This is a genomic window from Bacillus sp. V26 (assembly GCF_034296245.1).
Lineage (GTDB): Bacteria > Bacillota > Bacilli > Bacillales > Bacillaceae > Bacillus > Bacillus halotolerans.
In genome coordinates, this window is sequence record NZ_JAXKQF010000008.1 from 42,662 (window position 1) to 68,817 (window position 26,156).

The window sequence follows — 26,156 nt, forward strand, 5'->3', positions numbered from 1 at the left end:
CTGAAACAGCAATTAGAAGGAGTTTGAATAATTTGACTATAACGTTTCAAGATTTTCAATTAAGTTCTGATCTCATGAAGGCAATTAACCGTATGGGATTTGAAGAAGCAACGCCGATTCAGGCACAAACGATTCCGCTCGGACTTTCAAATAAAGATGTCATTGGACAAGCGCAAACAGGTACAGGTAAAACAGCTGCGTTTGGTATACCCCTTGTTGAGAAAATTAACCCCGAGTCTCCTAATATTCAAGCAATCGTAATCGCACCAACCCGTGAATTAGCCATTCAAGTATCTGAAGAATTATATAAAATCGGACAAGATAAACGTGCGAAAGTTCTTCCTATTTACGGTGGGCAGGATATTGGACGACAAATCCGGGCGTTAAAGAAAAATCCGCATATCATTGTCGGAACACCGGGACGTCTTCTTGACCACATTAACCGACGCACTATTCGTTTAAACAATGTAAATACTGTTGTAATGGATGAAGCGGATGAAATGCTGAATATGGGATTCATCGACGACATCGAATCAATTCTTTCAAATGTGCCGAGCGAGCATCAGACGCTTCTGTTCTCAGCTACAATGCCAGCGCCGATCAAACGCATTGCAGAGCGTTTCATGACTGAGCCTGAACACGTAAAAGTAAAAGCAAAAGAAATGACTGTTTCTAACATTCAGCAGTTCTATTTGGAAGTACAGGAACGTAAAAAGTTCGACACACTGACTCGTCTTCTTGACATTCAGTCTCCTGAGCTTGCGATTGTATTCGGCCGTACAAAACGCCGTGTTGATGAACTGGCAGAAGCCCTGAACCTTCGCGGATATGCAGCTGAAGGAATTCACGGTGATTTAACGCAGGCGAAACGTATGGTTGCGCTTCGCAAATTTAAAGAAGGTGCAATCGAAGTACTTGTTGCAACTGATGTTGCAGCTCGCGGACTCGATATCTCAGGTGTTACACACGTGTACAACTTCGACGTGCCTCAAGATCCTGAAAGCTATGTTCACCGTATCGGAAGAACAGGCCGCGCAGGTAAAACAGGTATGGCGATGACGTTTATCACACCGCGTGAGAAAAGCATGCTTCGCGCAATTGAACAAACAACGAAACGCAAAATGGACCGCATGAAAGAGCCGACACTTGATGAAGCGTTAGAAGGCCAGCAGCAGGTTACAGTTGACCGTCTTCGTACGACAATCAGCGAAAACAACTTGAACTTCTACATGACAGCGGCAGCTGAGCTGCTTGAAGATCATGATGCAGTGACAGTGGTTGCAGCGGCTATCAAAATGGCTACAAAAGAGCCGGACAGCACGCCTGTTCGCTTGACGGACGAAGCGCCGATGATCAGCAAACGCTACAAAAACCAACGCACTTCCAAACGAAGAGACGGACAAGGCGGCGGCTACCGCGGCGGTAAAGGGAAAACCAACAACCGTTCTTCCTATGATAAAAAGCGTTCAAACGATCGCCGTTCTTCAGGTGACAGACGCCAGAAAAAATCATACTAATTCTGTAAAGAATATAAGAGCCTAAAACATGAGTTGTTTTGGGCTTTTTTTATGTTCAAAAATTCATGGCCATTAAGCAAACTTTCAGCTGACGGAACCGTTTTTTCTATGTATGCTTAAAGATGAAACTTTTTCTGCATAAGCGCGTAATAAGTAACGATGATAAAAACGGGAGGTAGGTATTTTGAGAGAGCAGCCAAAAAACCAAATCAGTCCAGACGGATTAAAGGTTTGGCGACTTCAAGAGATAATCATTTCCGCTGTCTGCTTGCTTATTGTCATAGCAGTTGCAGTGTTAAGTTATTTTTTCCATTGGCCGTACTGGATCAGCGGCGTGCTCGGCGCAGTTTGGCTGCTGGGTTCGGTTGTGACGATTTATCTGATTCCAAAGATCCGGCACAAAGTGTGGCGTTATGAAGTTCATGAAAACGAAATAGATATTCAATCAGGTATCTTTGTTGTGACACGCGTGATCGTGCCGATGGTCAGGGTTCAGCACGTAGATACCTCACAAGGGCCGTTATTAAGAAAATACAATCTGGCAACAGTGAAAATCTCCACGGCGGCAACTGTGCATTCAATTCCTGCTTTAGAGATGGAGGAAGCGGATCAGCTGAGAGACTCCATTTCGCGCCTGGCAAGGGTGACTGACGATGATGTCTGAACCGAAACGCCTTCACCCGGCGGCAGTCATTTTGAATTTATCCCATACCATTATTCAAACGATAAAAAATATTATTCTGCCATTCTTTTTTGTATATATCGTGAACTCTAATCACACTGTCCGTTTTTACGGAGCCATCGCGCTCGGCGTTTTGTTCATCTGGCTCGTGGCAGCAAGCATCATCAAATGGAGAAAGTTTTCCTATCGAATCGAAGATGATGAATTCAGAATCGAAGAAGGCTTGTTTGTGACGAAAAAGAGGTATATATCGATTGACCGGATTCAAACGATGAATACGAGTGCGGGTGTGGTCCAGCAAATTTTCAAGCTCGTCAAACTGCAAATTGAAACGGCTGGCGGCGGCAAAGAGGCGGAAGCGGTATTGTCGGCTATTTCAGTTGAAGAAGCTGAAAGAATCAAAGAAGCCGTATTTAAGAAAAAAGCAGAAAGAAATTCAACGGATACCGATGAAGGCCTGTCAGGAGATAAAGAGGCGCTCCCGGATGCAGAGCCGCAGGTGAACTACAGCATGAATGCAAAAGAATTACTTATGGCCGCTTCAACATCCGGAGGAATCGGCGTGATTATCTCTGCTGTATTTGCGCTCATTTCTCAGCTGGATGAGGTGCTGCCGATGGATTGGCTCTTCAAAAAATTCTCCTTTCTGCAGCACGCCAACATAGGCATATACGCCGTGCTTATATTTATTGGTTTGTTTATCACCTGGATTCTCAGCATAGCCGGCATGATGTTCAAATATGCTAACTTTCAAATCATGAAAAAAGAGCAGGAATTGGTGATTTCAAGGGGTATTATTGAAAAACACCAAGTCACCATACCGCTTCGCAAAATACAAGCCATCAAAATAAAAGAAAACATCATCCGCCAGCTTTTCGGTTTTGCGACGGTGTCAATCGTCAGCGCGGGCGGCGGAGGAGACCCGGAAAAAGCAGAGGGCGCTTCGACCATTCTGTTTCCGATGATCCACAAAAAAAAGCTTCCCGGCATGCTGCGTACTTTTACGCCGGAATACACGCTGGAAGAAAATCGCCGCCATCTGCCGCGGCGCGCATTGAAGCGGTACTTATTCCGCTCAACCATTTTCTCCATCTTTTTCATCATTCCGCTGTGTATTTTCTTTCAGCCATGGGGTTATCTCTCGATTGTCCTGCTGCCGATTGAATTGTTTTTCGGGTATCTTGCTTATAAAGATGCGGCCTGGGTGATCAGCGGAGACCGCCTCCAGCTGACATCGAGATTTATCGGCAGAACGACTGCAATTGTGTTGAGAAAGCGAATGCAGGTATGCAAAGCGAGCCAATCTTATTTTCAAAAGAAGGGGAAGCTGTATACCATTTCCACCTCGGTAAAATCGTCAAGCCATATGGAAGAATTAACGGTGAGAGATGTGGGAGAAGAGGATGCAGATTTCATTTTAAACTGGTACTCATATGAAAAAGCGGACGGTTAATACCGCCGCTCTTTTTTTTGCACACATAAAAAAGACAGGAGAAACCCGCCGCAAAGTCCAAACAGGTGGGCCATCATGTTAATATTGGAGTTGATAAACGACATGAGAACGGCAAAGGCAAGCAATGTGATAATCATTTTGGAGTTGTCCTGCCCGATCAGCTCTTTACGATAAAGAACCATAAACAGATAAACGCCGAACAGCCCGAAGATCGCGCCGGAAGCTCCGACATGCACATAATCAAGCGGTTCTGTAAAATACGTGCCGATGTTTCCGATCATTCCGGAGCCTGCATACACAAGAAGGAAACGCGCTTTTCCGAGCATTCGTTCCAGAGCCGGCGCAAATAAAAAGATGGACATTGAATTAAACAGCAGATGGGTAAACCCTGCGTGAAGAAAAATCGGCGTGACCAGCCGCCACCATTCACCGTTAGCGACGCCAAGGTTATAGCCTGTGACAGCGTCTCTCCACAACACGACTGAAGGAACAGGAAGTGAAAAGAACAGCCAGAGAACGGCCTGAGCAGCCAATATAAAGGTGACAACGGGATAAAGCCTGATAAAGGTTTGAAAGTTTTCAGTCCGTATAAACATGCCGAGCCCCATTTCTTCATTTTGGTATTTCTATAGTAACACGTTTATGAGACAAACCATTCAAATAGTACAAGCGCAAAGGAGGGTGTAAAACATGATTTACGGTATAGGATTAGACATCGTGGAGCTTAAGCGGATCGCTTCAATGGCCGATCGCCAGAAACGATTTGCCGAGCGTATTTTAACAGGCGGCGAACTTACTCAGTATCATGAGCTTTCTGAGAAAAGAAAAATTGAATTTCTCGCAGGGAGATTTGCGGCAAAAGAAGCTTTTTCGAAAGCATTCGGCACAGGAATAGGCAAGAATCTAAGTTTTCAAGACATTGAAGTGACAAAAGATTCGAATGGCAAGCCTTTTATTGTTTGCGCAAAGCTGAGCCAAGCCGCCGTTCATGTATCAATCACTCATACGAAGGAATATGCGGCTGCACAGGTTGTCATTGAAAGGTTGTCAAGCTAGTCTGCATATTAGGGACACCCCTCTCATATATTTGATAATGCATTAAGGGAGACGAGTTGTTTGAGGCTTTTATGGTACGCCTCTGTTCTGTTTAACCGTGTACCGAGCGTACCGTTAAAGTCAAACAAGCGATTTCTTCCTTTTACATCAATTGAGAAAAAGGGGTTGAAAAAGGTGAGAAAAAGCTTTGTTTTGCTTTTAACGGGACTGCTGGCTGTCCTTATTCTTTCTGCCTGCGGACAAAAATCACAGGAAGATGTTGTTACCGGGCTGGACGAGAAGGCGAAAGAATATACCTCGTACAAAGCAAAAGCAAAAATGACCATTGAGACAGGGAGTGACCCGCAAGTATACAATGTGGAAATCTGGCACAAAAAACCGTCTCTGTATCGGGTCTATCTGGAAAATCCGAAAAAGGACCAAAACCAAGTCATTTTACGAAACGAAAACGGAGTATTTGTTCTCACACCGTCTTTAAATAAGAGCTTCAGATTTCAAAGCGACTGGCCAAACAACAGCAGCCAAGTCTATTTGTTTGAATCGCTAGTGAAGGATATTCAAAACGATTCGGATGCAGTCTTCACTTCAAAAGAATCAGAATACGTATTTGAAACAAAAACCAACTATCAGCATAACAAAATGCTTCCGACACAAGAAATCACATTTAACAAGAAGGACATGAGCCCGCTATCTGTCAAAGTCATGGATACCGACCGAAAAGTGATGGTGAAAGTAGAGTTCAGCAGCTTCCAATTCAATAAGCAATTCGACAAAGAGTCCTTTGATGAAAAGAAAAATATGACCCTTTCTCAAATGGATGTCGCCACTAGCGCGAAGCCTTCCGACTCTTTTGCCGTCAAAACGCCGCTTGAACTGCCGCTAGGCGTAAAACTGCTTGAAGAAAAAGATATTTCAACGGAAGATGGCAAGCGCGTCATCATGACTTACGGCGGAGAAAAATCGTTTACCTTAATTCAGGAAAAAGCCCAGGTTGCGAAAGCGTCCTCCTCAGTCACGCTGAACGCGGAGCCGGTTAATCTCGGCTACACAATCGGCGCTTTGTCAGATGCTTCGCTAACATGGACTTACGAAGGCGTGGATTATCTTCTGTCATCAAAAGATCTTTCACAAGAGGAGATGGTGACAGTCGCCAAAAGCATGAAGGGACAATCATCCAAATAATCTCCTAAAGGCCGAATCAAATTTGGCCTTTTTTTCGTCAGGCAGAATTTCACTTTGCCCTATAATTTTAGTATGATATGTAAATGATATTGAATAAACGCTAGGAAGTGTCATAAATGAGCACAAAACCTTTTTACAGAGACACGTGGGCGGAAATTGATCTGTCCGCGATTAAAGAAAATGTCAGTAATATGAAAAAACACATCGGTGAACATGTCCACCTGATGGCGGTTGTGAAAGCAAATGCCTACGGACATGGGGATGCCGAAGTAGCGAAGGCGGCTCTTGAGTCAGGTGCTTCATGCTTAGCCGTGGCGATCTTGGATGAAGCGATTTCTCTTCGCCAGCGGGGCCTGAAAGCGCCTATATTGGTGCTCGGCGCGGTTCCTCCGGAGTATGTGAAAATCGCGGCGGAATACGACGTGACGTTAACGGGTTATTCTGTTGAATGGCTTCAGGAAGCTGCGCGCCACCTCAAGAAAGCTTCCCTTCATTTTCATCTGAAAGTCGATACGGGAATGAACAGGCTCGGCGTGAAAACAGAAGAAGAGATTCATCATGTGATGAAAATTATGGAGCGCAACCCGGGCTTAAAATGCAAAGGGGTCTTCACTCATTTTGCGACTGCTGATGAAAAACAAAGAGACTACTTTCTGATGCAGTTTGAACGCTTTAAAGAATTGATTGCTCCTCTGCCTTTAAAGAAACTGATGGTTCACTGCGCCAACAGCGCCGCCGGCCTGCGTCTGAAAAAAGGCTTTTTTAACGCGGTCAGATTTGGCATCGGCATGTACGGCTTGCGTCCGTCAGCGGAAATTACCGATGAAATCCCGTTTAAACTGCGTCCCGCATTCACCCTGCATTCGACCCTGTCGCATGTCAAAAAGGTACATAAAGGGGAAAGTGTCAGCTACGGGGCGGAATACACAGCGGAAAAAGACACATGGATCGGAACGGTACCCGTTGGCTATGCGGACGGCTGGCTCCGCCAATTAAAGGGAACAGAGATACTCGTGAAAGGAAAACGGCTGAAAATCGCCGGCCGAATCTGCATGGACCAATTTATGGTGGAGCTGGATCAGGAATATCCGCCGGGCTCAAAAGTCACATTGATCGGCTGCCAGGGGGATGAATATATTTCCATGGATGAGGTCGCAGGCAGGCTCGAAACCATTAACTACGAGGTGGCTTGTACAATAAGTTCCCGCGTTCCCCGTATGTTTTTGGAAAATGGGAGTATAATGGAAGTAAGAAACCCTTTATTGCAGGGGAATGCAAGCGAATAGCTCATATCACGATAGAGAATTTTTAAAACAGCTTTGCTTGAAGAGTGAATAATGGTATCATTATCACTGGATGGATAAAAGAGTCGTATCCGTAAGTTTGGTGGAGGTGTATGTTTTTTGTCTGAATCCAGCGCAAGAACCGAAATGAAAATCAGCTTGCCCGAAAACCTAGTAGCTGAATTGGATGGTGTAGCGATGCGGGAGAAACGAAGCAGAAACGAACTGATATCACAAGCAGTGAGAGCCTATGTCAGCGAACGAACAACTCGTCACAACCGTGATTTGATGAGACGCGGCTATATGGAAATGGCGAAAATCAACCTGAACATTTCTTCCGAGGCTCACTTTGCGGAGTGCGAGGCTGAAACGACAGTTGAGCGCTTAGTCAGCGGAGGATAATCATTTGATTGTGAAACGCGGCGATGTTTATTTTGCTGATTTATCTCCTGTTGTTGGCTCAGAGCAAGGCGGGGTGCGCCCGGTTTTAGTGATCCAAAATGACATCGGAAATCGCTTCAGCCCAACTGCTATTGTTGCAGCCATAACAGCCCAAATACAGAAAGCGAAATTACCAACCCACGTCGAAATTGATGCAAAACGCTACGGTTTTGAAAGAGATTCCGTTATTTTGCTGGAGCAAATTCGGACGATTGACAAGCAAAGGTTAACGGATAAGATTACTCATCTGGATGATGAAATGATGGATAAGGTTGATGAAGCCTTACAGATCAGTTTGGCACTCATTGATTTTTAGTAATATTTACCTGGTTGCTCAAATAGAGCAACTTTTTTTGTTTTCAAAAAACATTAACGATATAATAGTGGAATAACGAAAAAATATGTTGTTTTTTATCGGGAGGTAAGCGAATTTGATGTCGAATCAGACTGTCTATCAGTTCATAGCCGAAAATCAAAATGAACTGCTTCAATTGTGGACTGACACACTAAAAGAATTAAGTGAACAAGAATCATATCAGCTGACTGACCAAGTTTATGAAAATATATCTAAAGAATATATCGACATTCTGCTTTCATCTGTTAATGATGAGAGCGCTGCTGAAAGCCAAATCAGCGAACTGGCGCTGAGAGCCGTCCAAATCGGACTTTCTTTGAAGTTTCTGGCTACGGCGCTTGCTGAATTCTGGAAGCGTCTCTACACGAAGATGAACGATAAGAGATTGCCAGATCAAGAGAGTACGGAATTAATCTGGCAGATTGACCGCTTCTTCAGTCCGATTAATACAGAAATTTTTAATCAGTACTCCATCTCATGGGAAAAAACAGTATCCCTGCAAAAAATCGCACTGCAGGAGCTTTCTGCGCCGCTGATCCCGGTTTTTGAAAATATAACGGTAATGCCGCTGGTCGGAACGATTGATACGGAACGCGCAAAACGAATTATGGAGAATTTGCTTAACGGCGTTGTCAAACACCGTTCCCAAGTCGTGCTGATCGATATTACCGGTGTGCCTGTCGTCGATACGATGGTTGCCCATCATATTATTCAGGCGTCTGAAGCGGTAAGGCTTGTCGGAGCGAAATGCCTGCTCGCCGGAATCCGTCCGGAAATTGCTCAGACCATCGTCAATCTGGGCATTGATTTATCCCAAGTTATTACTAAGAATACCCTGCAAAAAGGAATTCAAACAGCATTGGAAATCACGGATCGAAAAATCGTTTCATTGGGGGAATAACATTGTGAGACATCCGAAAATCCCGATCTTGAAACTGTATAACTGCTTATTAGTATCCATTCAATGGGAACTTGATGATCAAACTGCGTTGCGCTTTCAAGAAGACTTATTAAATAAAATATACGAAACAGGTGCCAACGGGGTCGTCATTGACCTGACATCTGTGGACATGATTGATTCATTTATCGCCAAAGTGCTGGGCGATGTCATCACTATGTCTAAGTTAATGGGCGCAAAAGTTGTCTTAACCGGCATTCAGCCCGCCGTTGCGGTGACGTTGATTGAACTTGGAATCGCGCTTGAGGAAATCGAAACGGCGCTCGACTTAGAGCAAGGGCTTGAGACATTGAAGCGGGAATTGGGGGAATAGCGAATGAACGACCAATCCTGTGTAAAGATCATGACAGAATGGGATATCGTGGCCGCCAGACAGCTTGGGCGAAACGTTGCAAAAGAGCTGGGGTTCGGCACTGTAGACCAAGCAAGGATCACAACGGCTATATCAGAATTAGCCAGGAACATTTATTTATATGCCGGCAAAGGCCAGATTGGAATTGAACAGGTCGCAGAAAGAGGAAAAAAGGGCCTGAAAATTATAGCGGAAGACAAAGGGCCGGGAATTCCTGATATCCGAAAAGTCATGGAAGACGGGTTTTCAACGTCAGGCGGACTGGGAGCGGGACTTCCCGGCGTGAAAAGGCTGATGGATGAATTTAGCTTAAATTCCGTAACGGGGGAAGGAACAGAGATACAAGCCATAAAGTGGCTTCGGTAGGAGGTTAGAAAGTGGATTTTAGGGAGGTTATTGAGCAGCGGTACCATCAGCTGCTTAGCCGTTATATAGCCGAATTAACAGAAACATCTTTATATCAAGCCCAAAAATTCAGCCGAAAAACAATCGAGCATCAAATTCCTCCGGAAGAAATCATCAGCATTCACCGAAAAGTGCTGAAGGAGCTGTATCCGAGTCTCCCGGAAGATGTTTTTCATTCGCTGGATTTTTTAATAGAAGTCATGATTGGATATGGAATGGCTTATCAGGAGCATCAAACCCTCAGAGGGATACAGCAGGAAATTAAATCAGAAATTGAAATCGCAGCTAATGTACAGCAGACGCTTCTAGGAACAAAAATTCCTGAGGAAGAAGCGCTGGACATCGGCGCGATCAGTGTGCCCGCCAAACAGATGAGCGGTGATTATTACCATTTTGTTAAAGACAAAGAGTCCATTAATATTGCCATTGCTGACGTCATCGGCAAAGGAATTCCGGCAGCTTTATGTATGTCTATGATTAAATACGCGATGGATTCTTTGCCGGAAACGGGCATTCACCCTTCACAGGTGCTGAAAAACTTGAATCGTGTTGTTGAACAAAACGTTGATGCCAGTATGTTTATTACGATGTTTTATGCCAATTACAATACGGACAGTCATCGATTTACATATGCTTCAGCGGGGCATGAACCGGGATTCTACTATTCTCAAAAAGACAATGCATTTTACGATTTAGAAGCTAAAGGGCTGGTTCTCGGGATCTCGCAGGATTATGACTACCGGCAATTTGACCAGTATCTCGAAAAGGGAGATATGATTGTTTTATTTTCTGACGGCGTTACAGAATGCAGGACAGAAAACGGTTTCTTGGAGCGCCTTGATATACAGAAGCTCATTGAGGAACATATGTGTTGCTCTGCGCAGGAAATGGTCAAAAACATATATGACAGCCTCCTCAAATTGCAGGATTTTCAGCTTCATGATGATTTTACGTTAATTGTTTTAAGAAGAAAGGTTTAGCGTTTGCCAGCCGAGGGTATACAACAACTATGATTTAAAGGATACTTTGAGGTGATATGAATGAATATAAATGTTGATGTGCGACAGAATGTGAATGATATACAAGTAAACATTGCAGGAGAAATTGATGTGTATTCAGCTCCGGTTCTCAGAGAAAAACTCGTTCCTCTGGCAGAACAAGGCGCTGACTTAAGGATTTGCCTGAAGGATGTCAGCTACATGGACAGTACCGGGCTTGGCGTCTTTGTAGGTGTATTTAAAACAGTGAAAAAACAAGGCGGTTCGCTCAAGCTTGAAAATCTGTCTGACCGCCTGATCCGTCTGTTTGAAATTACAGGTCTAAAGGACATCATTGATATTTCTGCAAAGTCAGAAGGTGGAGTGCAATGAAGAACAAAGCTGATTACATCGAAATGAAAGTGCCGGCCCAGCCTGAATACGTAGGGATTATACGGCTGACTCTGTCAGGCGTCGCTAGCAGAATGGGCTATACGTACGATGAGATTGAAGATTTGAAAATCGCAGTGAGTGAAGCGTGTACAAATGCGGTTCAGCACGCATATAAAGAAGACAAAAACGGGGAAGTGTCAATCCGATTCGGTGTGTTCGAGGATCGTTTAGAGGTCATTGTGGCGGATGAAGGCGACAGCTTTGATTTTGATGAAAAGCAGCAGGATCTTGGGCCGTACACACCTTCACACACAGTCGATCAATTATCAGAAGGAGGGCTCGGTCTATATTTAATGGAAACGCTCATGGATGAAGTCAGAGTGCAAAACAACTCCGGCGTCACCGTAGCGATGACAAAGTATTTAAATGGGGAGCGAGTTGATCATGACACAACCATCAAAAACTACGAAACTAACTAAGGATGAAGTCGATCGGCTCATAAGCGATTACCAAACAAAACAAGATGAACAGGCGCAAGAAACGCTTGTGCAGGTGTATACAAATCTGGTTGATATGCTTGCGAAGAAATACTCAAAGGGCAAAAGCTTCCACGAAGATCTCCGCCAGGTCGGCATGATCGGGCTTCTCGGCGCAATAAAACGCTACGATCCAGTGGTGGGCAAATCGTTTGAAGCTTTTGCGATCCCGACAATTATCGGGGAGATTAAACGTTTCCTTAGAGATAAGACGTGGAGCGTTCATGTTCCGAGACGAATCAAAGAACTGGGGCCGAGAATCAAAATGGCGGTCGATCAGCTGACGACAGAAACACAAAGGTCGCCGAAAGTGGAAGAGATTGCTGAATTCCTCGATGTATCAGAGGAAGAGGTTCTTGAAACCATGGAGATGGGCAAAAGCTATCAAGCCTTATCTGTCGATCACAGCATTGAAGCAGATGCGGACGGAAGCACTGTTACCATTCTCGATATCGTCGGATCACAGGAGGATGGATATGAACGGGTGAACCAGAAAATGATGCTGCAAAGCGTGCTTCATGTCCTTTCAGACCGTGAAAAACAAATCATAGACCTAACGTACATTCAAAACAAAAGCCAAAAAGAAACTGGGGACATTCTCGGTATATCTCAAATGCACGTCTCGCGTCTGCAGCGCAAAGCTGTGAAGAAGCTCAGAGAGGCCTTGATTGAAGATCCCTCCATGGAGTTAATGTAATGATCCAGGTTGAAGAAAACCAGCATATTCAAACCCTTGTATACCAACTGAATAAAGAAGGAAAATCCATTTGCGGTGACAGCTTTTTTATGAAAGCTGATGATAAAGAATTAATTTGTGCGGTAGCTGACGGACTTGGAAGCGGATCGCTTGCCAACGAATCTTCTTCAGCAATCAAAGACTTAGTGGAAAACTATGCGAACGAAGACGTACAAAGCATTATCGAACGCTGTAATCAGGCGATGAGAAACAAAAGAGGGGCGACAGCTTCTATCTTAAAAATCAACTTTGAACAAAGGCAGTTTACGTACTGCTCCGTCGGAAATGTACGTTTTATCCTGCATTCCCCGTCTGGTGAAAGCTTTTATCCTCTGCCGATTTCAGGCTATTTATCAGGCAAGCCGCAAAAATACAAAACGCACACCGCTACCTATGAAAAGGGTTCTAAGTTCATTATACATACAGATGGACTCAACGTACCCGATATCCGCTCCCACTTAAAAAAAGGCCAATCGGTAGAAGAGATATCTAATTCACTGAAAATGTACACGACATCAAGAAAAGACGATCTGACATATATTCTTGGGCAGCTGTCCTAGAAGAGCAGAAAAAAGAAGCTGGGAAAGCCGGCTTCTTTTTTTGTGATTGTCTATTAAAAAGGGACTTGCGGAACTTTCTGAGCGGCGGTTTACAGAAACCTTGAAAAATGAATAAAAATACGGGCAGCGGCAGCTGTCTTTTTTTATGTGTTTTTTTCTGTTTTTGATACACTAGAGAAAGAACGACAAAATTGGAGGCTATGGTTACATGGAAACGTCAGCCCTTTTGAAACAGCAAATTGCGAAAGAAATAGGTTTATCACAAAAACATGTTGAAAGCGTCATCCGCCTGCTTGAGGACGGCAACACAGTTCCGTTCATCGCCAGATATCGAAAAGAGCAGACGGGTTCAATGGACGAGGTTCAGATTCAGACCATTTCTGAACGATGGCAATACATACAAAACCTGAATCAGCGAAAAGAAGAAGTGATCAGACTAATTGCTGAGCAGGATAAACTAACAGATGAATTAAAACGCAAAATTGACCAATCCGTAAAACTTCAGGAAGTAGAAGACCTCTACCGTCCGTATAAACAAAAGCGCAAAACGAAAGCGACAGTCGCCAAAAGCAAAGGCCTTGAGCCGCTTGCTGACTATATCATGACTCTTCCGCAAGATGACCGCCTTGCAGAAACAGCAGACCAATATATCAGTGAAGAAAAAGAAGTGTTCACCAGAGAAGAAGCCATTGAAGGCGCCAAGCACATTATTGCGGAACAAATCTCAGACGAACCGAATTTCAGAAAATGGATTCGCCAGGAAACCTTTAAAAAAGGAACGATCAAGTCAGCTGCCGGAAAATCAGCAGACACAGATGAAAAAAACGTGTACGAAATGTACTACGAGTATGAAGAGCCAATCGCAAAGGTCGTTCCGCACAGAGTGCTTGCCATGAACCGCGGCGAAAAAGAAGACATTTTAAAGGTGTCTATCGAACCGCCAGCAGATCACATTAAGGCTTACTTAGAAAAGCAAATCATCAAAAACCGTTCAACGTCTGTAAAAGGAATTTTGCAGGAAACGATTGAAGACAGCTACAAAAGACTGATTCAGCCTGCCATTGAACGTGAAATCAGAAAAGAGCTGTCTGAAAAAGCGGATGAACAGGCGATTCATATTTTCTCTGAGAACCTCAGAAAGCTTCTCCTTCAGCCGCCGATGAAAGGCAAGACGGTTCTCGGTGTAGATCCGGCTTTCCGAACAGGCTGTAAGCTGGCAGTGTCAGATGAAACCGGGAAAGTCTTAAAAATTGATGTGATTTACCCGCATGCGCCTGTCAAAAAAACGAAAGAAGCTCATGAGAAAGTGAAAGCGATTCTTGAAGAGTATCAAGTGGAAATGGTGGCGATTGGAAACGGCACGGCCTCCAGGGAGACAGAGCAATTCATTGTGGACGTGCTGAAGGACACGCCGCGTGATATTTATTATGTGATTGTCAATGAAGCGGGGGCAAGCGTCTATTCGGCTTCTGAGCTTGCCAGAGAAGAATTTCCTGAGCTTCAGGTCGAGGAACGCAGTGCAGTATCAATCGCACGGAGACTTCAAGATCCGCTTGCGGAACTCGTCAAAATTGACCCGAAATCTGTAGGAGTGGGGCAGTATCAGCATGACGTCAGCCAAAAACGCTTAAATGAATCCCTGCGCTTTGTCGTCGAGACAGTCGTAAACCAGGTAGGAGTAAATGTCAACACAGCTTCCGCCGCGCTGCTTCAATATGTAGCGGGATTATCGAAATCCGTAGCGGGCAACATCGTTAAAAAGCGGGAAGAGCTCGGAAAGTTTTCGAATCGAAAAGAACTGAAGGATATTCCAAGGCTCGGCGCGAAAACCTATGAACAATGTATCGGCTTTTTAAGAGTGCAGGAAGGGACAGAGCCTCTGGACAGAACAGGAATCCACCCGGAAAGCTATAAAGAAACAAAAACGCTTTTGAAAAAGCTCGGTCTTTCAACAGAGCAGATCGGTACGGCGGAATTGAAGGATAAAATCAACAAACTTGAGCTTTCTGAAACAGCAAAGGAACTGGGAATCGGTGAAATTACGCTGAAAGACATTTGTGAACAGCTGACAAGACCTGAACGTGATCCGCGTGATGAGGTTCCTAAGCCTCTGCTGAAAACAGACGTCCTTCAACTGGAGGATCTGAAAGAAGGAATGGAGCTGCAGGGCACCGTGCGCAATGTAGTGGACTTCGGAGCGTTTGTTGATATCGGAGTCAAACAGGACGGGCTTGTGCACATTTCAAAACTCAGCAATCAATTCGTCAAGCATCCGCTTGATGTTGTATCAGTCGGTGACATCGTGACGGTTTGGGTTGACGGTGTCGATGTACAAAAAGGCAGAGTGTCACTGTCTATGGTAAAATAAAAGCACTGCTTACGAGCAGTGTTTTTTCCTATAGAAATACCAGCATTGATTCAGCAGTTTAATTTGGTAATTATCTTTTTCAAGGAATGCTTTTTGCATCTGCTTTTTCAGCCAATTTGGCATAGGCTCATTCCTCCTCAGCTTTTATCATAAGAGGGCGGTGATTACCCTATTGTATGCGAACAGTGAATTGTCCCGTTCAATGTTTTTTTAGTGAGGTGCACCATGGATAACAAAGAGCTGCAAAAGCTTACAGAGGATATTTCGAACACATACTTCAAAAAGCCGTTTCGCCATCAGGCTGTTTTCAACGACAGGCTCAAAACGACCGGCGGAAGATACCTGTTAACCTCCCATAACATCGAATTGAACAGAAAATATTTGATTGAACACGGCAGGGAGGAACTGATCGGCATCATTAAGCACGAGCTCTGCCATTATCATCTTCACCTTGAAGGAAAAGGATACATGCACAGGGACAAAGATTTCAGAGCGCTTCTCCAGCAAGTCAATGCGCCCCGCTTCTGTACGCCACTAAAGAAAAAAACAGAAAGCAACAAAACATATAGGTATATATGTACGGCATGCGGCCAACAGTATATAAAGAGACGCGCCATGAATCCTGACAGATACAGATGCGGAAAATGCCGCGGGAAAATAAAAAGAATTTTTTCGTAAAAAAGGTTGACGAAACTGGCAAGCCTATGTTACATTATAAAAGTCGTCACGAGAGATGAATAAAAAACATTTACCTCTTGACTCTTAATGACAAGCCTGATATAATGAATCTTGTCTCATTATTCCACAGTAGCTCAGTGGTAGAGCTATCGGCTGTTAACCGATCGGTCGCAGGTTCGAATCCTGCCTGTGGAGCCATATTTGGAGAAGTACTCAAGTGGCTGAAGAGGCGCCCCTGCTAAGGGTGTAGGTCGCGTAAGCGGCGCGAGGGTTCAAATCCCTCCTTCTCCGCCATAAGATTACGATATAAGTTCTCAACCATCGGCCCGTTGGTCAAGCGGTTAAGACACCGCCCTTTCACGGCGGTAACACGGGTTCGAATCCCGTACGGGTCATTCCATTTTCGTTGGGCTATAGCCAAGCGGTAAGGCAACGGACTTTGACTCCGTCATGCGTTGGTTCGAATCCAGCTAGCCCAGCCATTTTTATTTTATGAAATTAAATAGTAAGAGCCATTAGCTCAGTTGGTAGAGCATCTGACTTTTAATCAGAGGGTCGAAGGTTCGAGTCCTTCATGGCTCACCATTTGTCTTTTTGCGGGTGTGGCGGAATTGGCAGACGCGCTAGACTTAGGATCTAGTGTCTTACGACGTGGGGGTTCGAGTCCCTTCACCCGCACTTTATTTACAAAGTGCACGCGAATTGGTTTTACTAGGTTAAGAGCCTACTAAACCAGCACAAACAATTTAATGATCACGCGGTCGTGGCGGAATGGCAGACGCGCTAGGTTGAGGGCCTAGTGGGTGAATAACCCGTGGAGGTTCAAGTCCTCTCGGCCGCATACCAATAATACCAAGGGTTTTGACGCCCTTGGTATTTTTTTGTGCTTGTTTTTAAATTGTCTACTGCCCACAAACTGCCCACTTCCCTAAAGTAAGTTATAGTCTTGAATTTAATTGGGTTCTAACTGCATTTCAAATTTAATCTATTCCGCCAACACATGAGACAACTGGGTTGCAGGAGTTCTATTTCCGCTGTCATGTATTGTGTTTTTATTAAAAGTCATGATAAATCAATCTGAACCGCAGTATGGATTTGAAAGCCCTCACCCTGCAAAAGTAGAGAATCAGCCTATTGCCAATACGAACGTAAAATCAGACCATCTGAACCCGCAAAAGTTCATTCAGATGGTATTCGTGTTGAGGAAAAACAGGCTGTTGCTCCTGCTGGTAAAAAGTAAGGCTGTACCAAGAGAAAAACAGCCTTCATCACAAACCATTAAACGGACTGAACAAAGCGTTAATACATTTGAGCAAGTGTCTTTAAATGATATTGGAAGGCGCACCTCGTCAAAAGTTGAAGATCGACTGAGAAAGGATGAAAGAACAAGATGATAAGTAAAAAGGTAGTTTTTCCTTTGATGTTCTCGGCTCCTTTTATCTTCTTTTTTGTTTTATGTATCGCAGTGATTATGACGATTTCAAGAGAAAATCAAGTGGGAGACGATTTCATAGGCGGCGGAGATGGCGAATATGAAACGGTTGGCATTGCACCTGAAGTCGAACGATTTAGGGCTGTATTTGAAAAGTACGCCCGTCAGGAAGGTGTTTTTGATCAAGTGAATATTATCATGGCGCTCACCATGCAGGAAAGTGGTGGGCGTTCTTTAGATATCATGCAAAGTTCCGAAAGTATCGGCTTACCTCCCAACTCCATAACTGACCCAGAACGTTCGATTGAAGTTGGTATTAAGCATTTTAAGAAGGTTTTTAAACAGGCTGGCGGTGATGTTCGTTTAACCTTACAGGCATACAACTTTGGTTCTGGATTTATAGACTATGTCAAAAAGTGATTACTTTGAAAAACTAGGTGATAAATATGAAGAAATGGGTAGCATGCCTGGAAACGGAGAGAATGATAGACTAGGTTTATCAAAGAAAACAATAGACTATGAAGAAACAGTAAAGAAACTAAAGTTAATTGAAAAGCAAACTATATGAAATAGTTTGCTTTTCTTTTAGTTATGAATTTACTTCTTTTTCTTTCTCTTTAATAACTAATAACACACCGCTAAGAATTAAAAATGAGCCTATCCAAAATGTCCCGCCTATTTGTTCTCCCAGCAGAAGCCATCCAAGTAAGGTCCCTACTAGAGGTTGAAAAAAGAAAAAGAGCCCTCCACTTGAAGCATTTAATAATTGTAGTCCACGGTTCCACAATAAAAAGGCACAAGCTGTTGAAACAATTCCTAAATACAAAAGACCACCTAGAATTTTAGCGTCAAATAATTGTGACGTAAAAATCGTGCTAGGTTTTGTAAAAGGAGTTAGTGCCACAATGGCAACAAAAGTCGAATACGTTGTAACAAGTATTGATGAATAGTTACTCGGAACGCGTTTGATTAGGACGGACATAAGTGCCCATGTAAGTGCTGCAACAAGAAGAGAAATACCGCCAATTTGATTAGAGGTATCAATATGGCCGTTTCCAACAATAAATAATACGCCTGTGGTGGCTAAAAAAATTGAAGTTCCTTTTTTTATATTCAATGGTTCTTTGAGTAATAGACGAGCAAAAATAACCATAAACGCTGGTGTGGAAGACGTAATAATTGCTCCCATTTGTGCTGAAGACAACATCGTTCCATATTCTTGCGTGACAATTGAAATTGTGTTGCCAACTAATCCAATGACGACAATTAATAAAAGGTGGTGTTTATTAATTTTCCAAGATTGTCTCTTTATTAAACCAACGATAAGAAGTGTAAGGATGGCGATTACATACCTAATCCAAACCAATTCAATAGGTGGAATTACTGCGACAACAACCTTAACCACAACATACATGCCACCCCAGATACTAGCGGCTAAAGCTAAATATATAGAACCTAATAGGGTATTTTTCATTTTTTTGTTCCCTCCGTATTTAAAATTAGGTCAATGATTGCCCTAACGGAGAGAAGTAGTCACTTTACTCCATTAAGGGCGGAGAAGTGCTACTGGAACATCATTTTCAAATAGTGGAGCTAAAAACATACATTTTCACCTCAATTTCATTATTGTCTCTCATTATACAATGTTTGTTTTTAAACCGTAAACACCCCTATGTATATTTAATTGGGTTTTAGCGTTAAGTCGCAAAAGTATTGGTATAACCGCAAAAAAACCGCAAAGGAGTAGATATAATGTACCTTTTTACAATTCATCTTTGTAAAATAAAGGATGTACTGACATAATACAATTAATGTAAATATTCGCGCAATTTATGTAAGGATGGGGGAATTTTCTTGCGGAGTGTTTTCTTAGATAAAGATAAAATTCCGTACGACCTAGTTACAAAAAAGTTAAATGAATGGTATACATCAATAAAAAATGATCAAGCTGAAAAAGCAGAGATTATAAAAACAGAAGTAGAGAAAGAATTACTAAACATGGAAGAAAACCAAGATGCATTGTTATATTATCAGCTATTGGAATTTAGGCACGAGATAATGTTGAGTTATATGGAATCAAAGGAAATAGATGATCTGAACAGTGCTTATGAGACTATAAAAGAGATTGAAGAGCTAGGGCAATTAACCGGAATGCTGGAATACTATTATTATTTTTTTAAAGGTATGTATGAATTTAGGCGTAAAGAATTGACTACGGCGATAAGCGCCTATCGAATAGCAGAATCAAAGTTGTCGGAAGTTGAGGACGAAATAGAAAAAGCAGAGTTTTTTTTCAAAGGGTCCTATGTGTATTATTATATGAAACAAACGTATTTCTCCATGAATTATGCAAATCGTGCACTCAAAATATTTAGAGAGTATGAAGAGTACGCCGTCCAATCTGTGCGTTGTCAATTTATTGTAGCAGGAAACCTGATCGATTCTTTAGAATATGAAAGAGCTTTGGAACAATTTTTGAATTCTTTAGAAATTGCCAAGGAAAGTAACATAGATCATTTATTTGCAATGTCACACATGAATATTGGAATTTGTTATGATGAATTGAAGGAATATAAAAAGGCTTCACAACATTTAATCTTGGCGTTAGAAATTTTTGAAAAATCAAAACATAGTTTCCTAACAAAGACTTTATTCACTTTAACCTATGTTGAAGCAAAACAACAAAATTATGATGTTGCTTTGATATACTTTAGGAAAGGGCGATTTATTGCCGATAAAAGTGATGATAAGGAGTACTCAGCGAAATTCAAAATATTAGAGGGGTTATTTTTTTCTGATGGTGATATTCAATTAATAAAGAATGCATTTTCATATCTTGGCTTCGAGAAAAATGTTTGCTGATGTTGAAAATTTTTCGATTGAAGTCGCTGATTATTTTCATGAACAAGGAAATTTAATGCTCTCTAATGAATATTATCGTATGAGTATTGAAGCAAGACGAAAAATTAAAAAAGGGGAGATTATTAATGAAAATCAGCCGGATTCTATTGGCAGCAGTGATTTTAAGTAGTGTATTTTCAATAACTTATTTGCAAAGTGATCATAGTACAGAAGTCAAAGTGGCTGCAGATAGGGTAGGGGCATAAGGGTACTAAAAAGGCTTAATCTTTATTAAAAGGTTAAGCTTTTTTGGGCTATAAATGTAATCAACCAAAGGAGTCAATCAATAGACATGGAACAGGTAAATAATTTGTCGCAATTTAAAGAGATGATACAAAAACATTCAACTGGAGAAACATATTATAGAGGTCAACTATCTCATTATACTGATATTAAATCAAGTATTTCGAGAGATAAGGGACATGAATTAAATGAAGATAAAATTTTCACCGAGTCAGTTTTGATAATGCCAAACGAATTCGAACACATTCATGAACCTATTGATTATTTGGCTAAAATGCAACATTATAATATTCCTACTCGTTTAATTGACATGACTGTAAATCCACTTATAGCTTTATTTTTTGCAGTAGAGAATGTTGATGATAAAAATGATGGTATCGTTTATATTTTTAATAAAAATGGTGAAATGAAAGATTGTAAACATGTACGTCTACTATCATTGTTAGCTAAAATTAATGATTATACCTTCTCTTTTATACAGAAAAAATATGAAGAACATTATGGCGAGATCATTACCATTCCTGAAATAACTCAATATTCAACAAAACCGGCGTTTATAAAATATAGTCAAAATGAAGATAAAACAAATATTCGAATCACAAATCAAAAAGGTACATTCGCTATTTGTTGTAACGAAATGTCTCCTAATGGTACGCTAGGTCAAAATATTATGCCTTTAGTAAGTGACATTACGGTTAAAATCCGAATCCCATATGAATATAAAAAAATAGTTAAACAAGAGTTAGATAATATAGGGATAAATAAAGCTTTTATATACCCTGAATTACCCTCAGTAGGGGATTATCTAAGAGAAAAATACAAATACAGAAACTATGCTAAGGAAAATATTTATACGATTGTTAATACTCAGGACTTATCCACGGGTGCTGCAAAACGTCTTTTACTGGTGGTAGTGTTGGAAAAGCCTGGGGACATAGAACAAATTAAAGTCTTTTGTAAAACGATAATAAATGGTTATCAAAAGTCACAAGATGTTGTCTGGATATACATAGCGAAAAGTGGTGAGGATTACAAAAATGCAAATTGGATAATGAGAGCTCAGTGGATTAGACCTACATTAAATGAGTTGTTTAAACCTCTTCCGATTGGTAACTCAAAAGATGGGGAATACTACTGGGATTATTCAGAGGATTATTCTGTTATATCGGATTTTTACAAAACAATGTCTTAAGGTGCCCAATTGGTGCCCAGAATTTCATGATAATGATAATTGATCAAAATCAGTGTAAATAAAATAACCGGGTGCTTTAAATAAAAGCTTTTATAAATGTATGTTTTTTTACTGGTTGAGGGACTCGATTTAGATGAAGATATCAAATCATATTGTTGGTATCTTTTTTGTTTTTGCTTTAGTGTTATTAAATCTCCTTTAGGAGTTCATGACTTTGCCATCAATGACGAGTAGGATAACCGAGGCTGGTCAGTATAGATATTGGAATCAATAGCGCTCATATTATAAAAGAAATTTGTAATGAAAAAAGACAACGATATGTTGTCCTTTTTTTGTCTTAGAAAGCCTCATTATTCTTCTTTAAGTTAAGCCCAAGAATTGTTAGTAAAGAGAGAAATAAAACAAATAAAGGTAATATGAAGTATGTAACATAAGGGGTATCAACGAAATCACCAATTATTAAAAATATTCCTAGAATTGAATAATAAGAAATAGCAATTTTTGAATTATTTTTAAATCCAGCCTTAGAAACTAACCACATGTATTTATCTTTATTAGTCTTAACAAGTAAAGCACACATAATACTCATAAAACCTAAGAGAGATAAACCCAACTTTTGCACCGCCTATTATTATTTTTAATAATACTATCATAATATTCCAAAAAAATCTCTCTGAAAGCTATCAAATTTGTTTGTGATTGTAAACAAGTTGGATCTCTGAATGTATTTTTTGGTTACTTTAGCAGACCTGCCACCAATGGCATTTTCTTTAGATTAGCCAAGGCTAACTATGCCCAATAGATAGAACAGGCTTGTTTTCGCACTTCGCTTTTTCACATGCTTCTTCCTTCCAAGGGAACCAGTTCACAGGATTATGAGCATGTTGAAGTAAATAAGGAGACTTCTCAACGATTAATCTATGGGATTTACTTTTATTTGTCATGGGATATCTTCTTTCAATTTTAACTATTGCTTGTTATTTATACTTTACCATAATGGAGTTTAGTTTATTCCTTATTAAATTATCTAGATTAGACTTTATCTACTCGTCTAATGAACACTAGACATTTGAATATTATTGAGGACTTGTGGTCACTTATATTAAATACGGATTAAGAATCTTCGTAATATAAGCTGTTTCGAAGATTCTTAGGAGTGAAGGATGAGATCTAAAATTCAGTTTATATTATCAATGATTACTTTAAAAATTTGGCCTATTTTCACTTGTTTTTTGGGATGAAATTGCAGCATGAAAGATATTACATAATGTTGTAATTCCATGTGTTAATAGTTCCTCATTTATATATGAGTAACTAATACGCAAATGATTATTTTCTTGCCCTACTGGATAACATGCTGATCCTGGTAAAAATGTTATCTGTTGTTTTTTTGCTTCTGATAAAAGAAGATGACTATTAATCCAAGAAGGCAAACTGATCCATAAATTTAATCCTCCTTCTGGTATCGTCCAAGATACACCCTCAGGAGAAAGACTTGTAAGTAAATCAAGAGCTAAATCTCTTCGGATTTTTAGAGCCGTCCTCAACTTCTTTGAGTGATCTATCATTCTTTTAGAGTTAATCAAGGGAAGAATAGCCTTTTGTGTAAGTAAAGGACTTCCTAAATCAGCATTTGCTTTTGCAGCTAATAAACGATTGAAAATAGAGCCAGAAGCTGTTAATATTCCTATTCTACAACTCGGAGCAATCGTTTTGCTCAATCCTCTTAAATAAATTACATTACCAAACTGATCCATGCTTTTAAGGGTGACAGGTGGTTTCTTTTCAAAATAAATCTCACTGCATGGATCGTCCTCCACAATAATACTATGAATACTCCCGGCTATATCAAGTAACTGCTTACGTCGTTTTAGAGACATAACAACACCTGTTGGATTATGAAATGTAGGAATCGTAAAGATAACTTTGGGTTTATGTTTTTCACATACGTTTTGGAGTATATCTATTCGCATTCCATCTTTATCAACAGGCACCGTAAGTATGGTAGCACCTCTTCCCCGAAAAATATCAATTGCCCCCGGGTATGTCGGTGCTTCCATTACTACCACATCCCCAGGTCCAACAAATGTACGAGCAACAAGATCTATACTTTGTTGAAGACCACTTGTAACTAAGATATTTTCTGGTGTAGAAGTAACCCCTGACCTTTTTAAATAGGCAGACATTTCACTCCTTAGTTGATTATCACCTTGAATATTCCCGTACATAGACAATAACTCTGGATTCTCAGAAAGAACCTGTTGTACCTCATGCTCAAAATATCTGTTTGGAAGTAGTTTAGGATCTATCATGGACGATGAAAGATGAACTTTTTGAGGAGCAATATGATAACGAGCAAACTGGGATCTTGGTAGATAATCTTGAAGTGATAATTGCCAATCGTATGAAGGTATTGCTTCTACTTTCTTTTTCTCGCTTATTTTTGCTTTTACAAAAGTACCTTTTCCTTGGATAGAAGTAGCAAATCCATCTTGTTCTAATTGTTTGTACGCCTTGACAGCTGTAACCAAACTTACTTCCAGTTGTTTGGAAAGACTACGTACAGAAGGTAATTTCGATCCCTCTTCCAAAAGTCCTGAACGGATTCGGTCAACAATAGATTGATATATTTGTTTAGATAGTGATTCCCCTCTATTTCTTTGAATATCAATTCGCACCAGAAATCCTCCTAAGTGTTATACATTTGGTTAGTGTTATAGACTTATTTCATATAGCAGATTTTAATATATTTATTTTAACCCTTGAATGAAAATTATTCATACATAAGAATAAAATGCTATTAAGCAAGTCTCCATACAGTAGTTCCACAGATGAAAACACAAAGGGTAAGTGTTATAGAAATGTGTTGAGTGTTATACAAATGTTAAAGTAATATGGCATTTGTAGTTGAACATAGCATTACAATTGGAAAATGGAGGAGTAACTTGTGAATCAAAAACCCTTATTACTAACTTACGGTTTAGTGTTTTTTGTTACTGCTATTTGGGGACTTAATCTTGTTATAATTAAAGTATTGGTGGAAGATTTACCCCCTCAAACAATGACAGCTTTTCGAATTATGATGGCTGGGATTACAGCATTAATCATAATCGTTCTGGGGAAATCATTTCGTCGTTTATCGAAAAAGGAATGGATCTATACATTACTTGGAATGTTATTTGGTGTCATCTTACACCATTTGCTAATAGCAGTAGGCTTAACAATGATTGATGCTTCGAATGCTTCTTTAATTCTTGCATTAGTTCCACTGACAACTGCAATACTTGCTGTTCTCTTTTTAGGTGAACAATTAACAAAGTTACGAGTGCTTGGTTTTATTCTAGCATTAACCGGCGTCTTCTTTATTCAGGGTGGGTCATTTAGTAACATGCAATTATCTCAGGGAGAATTAATTATAATTATTGCTATGTTTGTCCAAGCCATTAGTTTTATTTTCGTAAAAAAGGCAACAGAAACACTTGATTCAAAACAGGTAACAACAATAATGTACCTAGCTGGCTCAATTGGATTGTTGATTATTAGTTTTATAACCGAACCTGGCGGGGTCAATGAAATGACTTCTGCATCTTTATTTACTTACTTTTTATTTATCGTATCTGGGTTAGTGGCAACTGGAATTGGATATATTGTTTTTAATGCAGCTATCCAGCGGATAGGTGCAGGTCAAACAGCTATATTTAACAACTTTGTTCCATTTTTTGGTCTGGTATTTTCCGTTATTTTTTTAAATGAAACAATTACAACTTCACAATTAATCGGATTTGTATTTATTGTAGCTGGTGTTCTATTTGGTACAGGTTATATTGGAAAACTGTGGGGTGAAAAACATAGACGGATTAACAATACTAAAAAGAGTGTGGGATAAACTTTCTCTCGCCAGCTTTTTTAAATTGGATGGAAACTTTTGAATGTTGAAAGTGATATAGTGGTTATTGGCATTAGTGGCATGTGTATAATATTTAGTTGTTTATAGTCTAAAAATATTGCCCATTTTGTGCCCAGAATTCGTGAAAAATGATGAAAATAGGTATAAATAAAATAAACAGATGCTTTGAATAAAAGCTTTTGTAAACCATGATATGTTTTTACTAGGTTGAGGGCCTAGTGGGTGAATAACCCGTGGAGGTTCAAGTCCTCTCGGCCGCATCCCAATAATACCAAGGGTTTAACCACCTTTGGTATTATTTTTTTGTGCGGAAAATACGGCTATGGGAGAAGACTTGCTCACCAAAACTCACCAGTTACTTAAAGTAATCATCCAAACGGTCGGCAGTTTCCTCCTGTTTATTAGGAAAAAGATGTCCGTAAGTATTCATTGTAAAAGAAACGGAACTATGTCCTAATCGTTCAAAAAAATAAAGGGTGACACATATTATATATAACTAATATGCATTACCCATTTCTTTCTTGTTCAACAATCGCACCCGATTGTTAA

Annotated in this window: 26 protein-coding genes, 7 tRNA genes and 6 pseudogenes; 32 read left to right on the plus strand and 7 right to left on the minus strand. The window is 40.7% G+C overall.

The window, feature by feature from the left end; all coding sequences use genetic code 11:
* The first annotated feature begins 32 nt into the window (after positions 1 to 32).
* The 3 genes from cshA (at position 33) to UJ203_RS18860 (ending at position 3,652) form a co-directional block, all read left to right on the plus strand.
* Positions 33 to 1,517, plus strand: coding sequence for a degradosome RNA helicase CshA (cshA, locus tag UJ203_RS18850; protein WP_142391727.1), 1,485 nt, complete (start codon positions 33 to 35; stop codon positions 1,515 to 1,517).
* A 184-nt stretch (positions 1,518 to 1,701) separates the two neighbouring features.
* Positions 1,702 to 2,181 carry a PH domain-containing protein gene (locus tag UJ203_RS18855; RefSeq protein WP_305934887.1) on the plus strand — a complete coding sequence of 160 codons (480 nt, stop codon included), beginning with the start codon at positions 1,702 to 1,704 and terminating at the stop codon, positions 2,179 to 2,181.
* On the plus strand, positions 2,171 to 3,652 hold the full coding sequence (locus UJ203_RS18860; protein ID WP_105955163.1) for a PH domain-containing protein: 1,482 nt from the start codon (positions 2,171 to 2,173) through the stop codon (positions 3,650 to 3,652). The genes UJ203_RS18855 and UJ203_RS18860 overlap by 11 nt, the downstream gene beginning before the upstream one ends.
* Here the strand turns inward: UJ203_RS18860 and UJ203_RS18865 are convergent.
* A complete protein-coding gene (locus UJ203_RS18865; protein ID WP_024120294.1) occupies positions 3,649 to 4,248 on the minus strand; it encodes a rhomboid family intramembrane serine protease in 600 nt (199 codons plus the stop codon). The genes UJ203_RS18860 and UJ203_RS18865 overlap by 4 nt on opposite strands.
* Before the next feature lie 94 nt (positions 4,249 to 4,342).
* Here UJ203_RS18865 and acpS point away from each other — a divergent pair, with 94 nt between their 5' ends.
* The 14 genes from acpS (at position 4,343) to UJ203_RS18935 (ending at position 15,254) form a co-directional block, all read left to right on the plus strand.
* Positions 4,343 to 4,708, plus strand: coding sequence for a holo-ACP synthase (gene acpS, locus UJ203_RS18870; protein ID WP_105955161.1), 366 nt, complete (start codon positions 4,343 to 4,345; stop codon positions 4,706 to 4,708).
* A gap of 165 nt (positions 4,709 to 4,873) precedes the next feature.
* Positions 4,874 to 5,890: a LolA family protein gene (locus UJ203_RS18875; protein WP_082687822.1), complete on the plus strand. Its 1,017-nt coding sequence runs from the start codon at positions 4,874 to 4,876 to the stop codon at positions 5,888 to 5,890.
* A gap of 116 nt (positions 5,891 to 6,006) precedes the next feature.
* Positions 6,007 to 7,176 (plus strand): alanine racemase, encoded by a 1,170-nt coding sequence (alr, locus tag UJ203_RS18880; RefSeq protein ID WP_322013214.1) that lies wholly within the window; start codon positions 6,007 to 6,009, stop codon positions 7,174 to 7,176.
* Between the two features lie 117 nt (positions 7,177 to 7,293).
* Positions 7,294 to 7,575, plus strand: a complete 282-nt coding sequence (gene endB, locus UJ203_RS18885) for a type II toxin-antitoxin system antitoxin EndoAI (protein WP_003225183.1) — start codon at positions 7,294 to 7,296, stop codon at positions 7,573 to 7,575.
* A 4-nt stretch (positions 7,576 to 7,579) separates the two neighbouring features.
* On the plus strand, positions 7,580 to 7,930 hold the full coding sequence (ndoA, locus tag UJ203_RS18890; protein ID WP_003156187.1) for a type II toxin-antitoxin system endoribonuclease NdoA: 351 nt from the start codon (positions 7,580 to 7,582) through the stop codon (positions 7,928 to 7,930).
* Between the two features lie 115 nt (positions 7,931 to 8,045).
* Positions 8,046 to 8,870 (plus strand): RsbT co-antagonist protein RsbRA, encoded by an 825-nt coding sequence (gene rsbRA / locus UJ203_RS18895; RefSeq protein ID WP_105955160.1) that lies wholly within the window; start codon positions 8,046 to 8,048, stop codon positions 8,868 to 8,870.
* Between the two features lie 4 nt (positions 8,871 to 8,874).
* Complete coding sequence (rsbS, locus tag UJ203_RS18900; protein WP_322013218.1) at positions 8,875 to 9,240, plus strand: RsbT antagonist protein RsbS; 366 nt, start codon at positions 8,875 to 8,877, stop codon at positions 9,238 to 9,240.
* 3 nt (positions 9,241 to 9,243) lie between these two features.
* The gene (rsbT, locus tag UJ203_RS18905) at positions 9,244 to 9,645 is read left to right on the plus strand and encodes a serine/threonine-protein kinase RsbT (RefSeq protein ID WP_322013220.1); all 402 of its coding nucleotides are present in this window, start codon (positions 9,244 to 9,246) and stop codon (positions 9,643 to 9,645) included.
* An 11-nt stretch (positions 9,646 to 9,656) separates the two neighbouring features.
* A complete protein-coding gene (rsbU, locus tag UJ203_RS18910; RefSeq protein WP_105955158.1) occupies positions 9,657 to 10,664 on the plus strand; it encodes a phosphoserine phosphatase RsbU in 1,008 nt (335 codons plus the stop codon).
* A gap of 60 nt (positions 10,665 to 10,724) precedes the next feature.
* Positions 10,725 to 11,054, plus strand: a complete 330-nt coding sequence (rsbV, locus tag UJ203_RS18915; RefSeq protein ID WP_024120301.1) for an anti-sigma factor antagonist RsbV — start codon at positions 10,725 to 10,727, stop codon at positions 11,052 to 11,054.
* Positions 11,051 to 11,533 carry an anti-sigma B factor RsbW gene (gene rsbW / locus UJ203_RS18920; RefSeq protein WP_024120302.1) on the plus strand — a complete coding sequence of 161 codons (483 nt, stop codon included), beginning with the start codon at positions 11,051 to 11,053 and terminating at the stop codon, positions 11,531 to 11,533. The genes rsbV and rsbW overlap by 4 nt, the downstream gene beginning before the upstream one ends.
* Positions 11,499 to 12,287, plus strand: coding sequence for an RNA polymerase sigma factor SigB (gene sigB, locus UJ203_RS18925; RefSeq protein WP_305934885.1), 789 nt, complete (start codon positions 11,499 to 11,501; stop codon positions 12,285 to 12,287). The genes rsbW and sigB overlap by 35 nt, the downstream gene beginning before the upstream one ends.
* On the plus strand, positions 12,287 to 12,886 hold the full coding sequence (gene rsbX, locus UJ203_RS18930) for a phosphoserine phosphatase RsbX (protein WP_044161719.1): 600 nt from the start codon (positions 12,287 to 12,289) through the stop codon (positions 12,884 to 12,886). Before sigB ends, rsbX begins: the two co-directional genes overlap by 1 nt.
* Before the next feature lie 208 nt (positions 12,887 to 13,094).
* Positions 13,095 to 15,254: a Tex family protein gene (locus UJ203_RS18935; RefSeq protein WP_305934884.1), complete on the plus strand. Its 2,160-nt coding sequence runs from the start codon at positions 13,095 to 13,097 to the stop codon at positions 15,252 to 15,254.
* Between the two features lie 9 nt (positions 15,255 to 15,263).
* On the opposite strand, the gene cmpA is transcribed toward UJ203_RS18935, so the two are convergent.
* The gene (gene cmpA / locus UJ203_RS18940) at positions 15,264 to 15,377 is read right to left on the minus strand and encodes a cortex morphogenetic protein CmpA (protein ID WP_003225207.1); all 114 of its coding nucleotides are present in this window, start codon (positions 15,375 to 15,377) and stop codon (positions 15,264 to 15,266) included.
* A gap of 102 nt (positions 15,378 to 15,479) precedes the next feature.
* On the opposite strand from cmpA, the gene UJ203_RS18945 reads away from it, so the two are divergent.
* The 11 genes and pseudogenes from UJ203_RS18945 to UJ203_RS18995 form a co-directional block, all read left to right on the plus strand.
* Positions 15,480 to 15,932 (plus strand): SprT family protein, encoded by a 453-nt coding sequence (locus tag UJ203_RS18945; protein WP_305934883.1) that lies wholly within the window; start codon positions 15,480 to 15,482, stop codon positions 15,930 to 15,932.
* Positions 15,933 to 16,055: 123 nt separating this feature from the next.
* Positions 16,056 to 16,130, plus strand: a tRNA-Asn gene (locus UJ203_RS18950).
* Between the two features lie 5 nt (positions 16,131 to 16,135).
* Positions 16,136 to 16,226: transfer RNA gene (locus UJ203_RS18955), tRNA-Ser, on the plus strand.
* Positions 16,227 to 16,255: 29 nt separating this feature from the next.
* Positions 16,256 to 16,327 (plus strand) — tRNA-Glu (locus tag UJ203_RS18960).
* Positions 16,328 to 16,339: 12 nt separating this feature from the next.
* Positions 16,340 to 16,414: transfer RNA gene (locus UJ203_RS18965), tRNA-Gln, on the plus strand.
* Between the two features lie 27 nt (positions 16,415 to 16,441).
* Positions 16,442 to 16,517, plus strand: a tRNA-Lys gene (locus tag UJ203_RS18970).
* 11 nt (positions 16,518 to 16,528) lie between these two features.
* Positions 16,529 to 16,610: transfer RNA gene (locus UJ203_RS18975), tRNA-Leu, on the plus strand.
* Positions 16,611 to 16,689: 79 nt separating this feature from the next.
* A tRNA-Leu gene (locus UJ203_RS18980) sits at positions 16,690 to 16,773 on the plus strand.
* Between the two features lie 217 nt (positions 16,774 to 16,990).
* A pseudogene (locus UJ203_RS18985) lies at positions 16,991 to 17,326 on the plus strand (hypothetical protein); the annotation flags it as partial.
* A pseudogene (locus UJ203_RS18990) lies at positions 17,323 to 17,781 on the plus strand (lysozyme family protein); the annotation flags it as partial. The pseudogenes UJ203_RS18985 and UJ203_RS18990, both read left to right, overlap by 4 nt.
* Positions 17,782 to 17,785: 4 nt before the next feature.
* Positions 17,786 to 17,932: pseudogene (locus UJ203_RS18995) on the plus strand (lipoprotein); the annotation flags it as partial.
* A gap of 21 nt (positions 17,933 to 17,953) precedes the next feature.
* On the opposite strand, the gene UJ203_RS19000 reads toward UJ203_RS18995, so the two are convergent.
* Positions 17,954 to 18,838, minus strand: a complete 885-nt coding sequence (locus tag UJ203_RS19000; protein ID WP_322013228.1) for a DMT family transporter — start codon at positions 18,836 to 18,838, stop codon at positions 17,954 to 17,956.
* 380 nt (positions 18,839 to 19,218) lie between these two features.
* Here UJ203_RS19000 and rapI point away from each other — a divergent pair.
* The 3 genes and pseudogenes from rapI (at position 19,219) to UJ203_RS19015 (ending at position 21,700) form a co-directional block, all read left to right on the plus strand.
* A pseudogene (rapI, locus tag UJ203_RS19005) lies at positions 19,219 to 20,395 on the plus strand (response regulator aspartate phosphatase RapI).
* The gene (gene phrI / locus UJ203_RS19010; protein WP_076983188.1) at positions 20,352 to 20,471 is read left to right on the plus strand and encodes a phosphatase RapI inhibitor PhrI; all 120 of its coding nucleotides are present in this window, start codon (positions 20,352 to 20,354) and stop codon (positions 20,469 to 20,471) included. Before rapI ends, phrI begins: the two are co-directional and overlap by 44 nt.
* 86 nt (positions 20,472 to 20,557) lie before the next feature.
* Positions 20,558 to 21,700, plus strand: coding sequence for an FRG domain-containing protein (locus UJ203_RS19015; RefSeq protein WP_322013232.1), 1,143 nt, complete (start codon positions 20,558 to 20,560; stop codon positions 21,698 to 21,700).
* 337 nt (positions 21,701 to 22,037) lie between these two features.
* On the opposite strand, the gene UJ203_RS19020 is transcribed toward UJ203_RS19015, so the two are convergent.
* The 3 genes and pseudogenes from UJ203_RS19020 to UJ203_RS19030 form a co-directional block, all read right to left on the minus strand.
* On the minus strand, positions 22,038 to 22,313 hold the full coding sequence (locus tag UJ203_RS19020; RefSeq protein ID WP_322013234.1) for a hypothetical protein: 276 nt from the start codon (positions 22,311 to 22,313) through the stop codon (positions 22,038 to 22,040).
* A gap of 175 nt (positions 22,314 to 22,488) precedes the next feature.
* Positions 22,489 to 22,644 (minus strand): annotated as a pseudogene (locus tag UJ203_RS19025) (DUF255 domain-containing protein); the annotation flags it as partial.
* A 258-nt stretch (positions 22,645 to 22,902) separates the two neighbouring features.
* On the minus strand, positions 22,903 to 24,378 hold the full coding sequence (locus UJ203_RS19030) for a PLP-dependent aminotransferase family protein (protein WP_322013236.1): 1,476 nt from the start codon (positions 24,376 to 24,378) through the stop codon (positions 22,903 to 22,905).
* Between the two features lie 269 nt (positions 24,379 to 24,647).
* Here UJ203_RS19030 and UJ203_RS19035 point away from each other — a divergent pair, with 269 nt between their 5' ends.
* Positions 24,648 to 25,586 carry a DMT family transporter gene (locus tag UJ203_RS19035; RefSeq protein ID WP_322013238.1) on the plus strand — a complete coding sequence of 313 codons (939 nt, stop codon included), beginning with the start codon at positions 24,648 to 24,650 and terminating at the stop codon, positions 25,584 to 25,586.
* Between the two features lie 376 nt (positions 25,587 to 25,962).
* Here UJ203_RS19035 and UJ203_RS19040 read toward each other — a convergent pair.
* Positions 25,963 to 26,070: pseudogene (locus UJ203_RS19040) on the minus strand (hypothetical protein); the annotation flags it as partial.
* Positions 26,071 to 26,156: the final 86 nt, after the last annotated feature.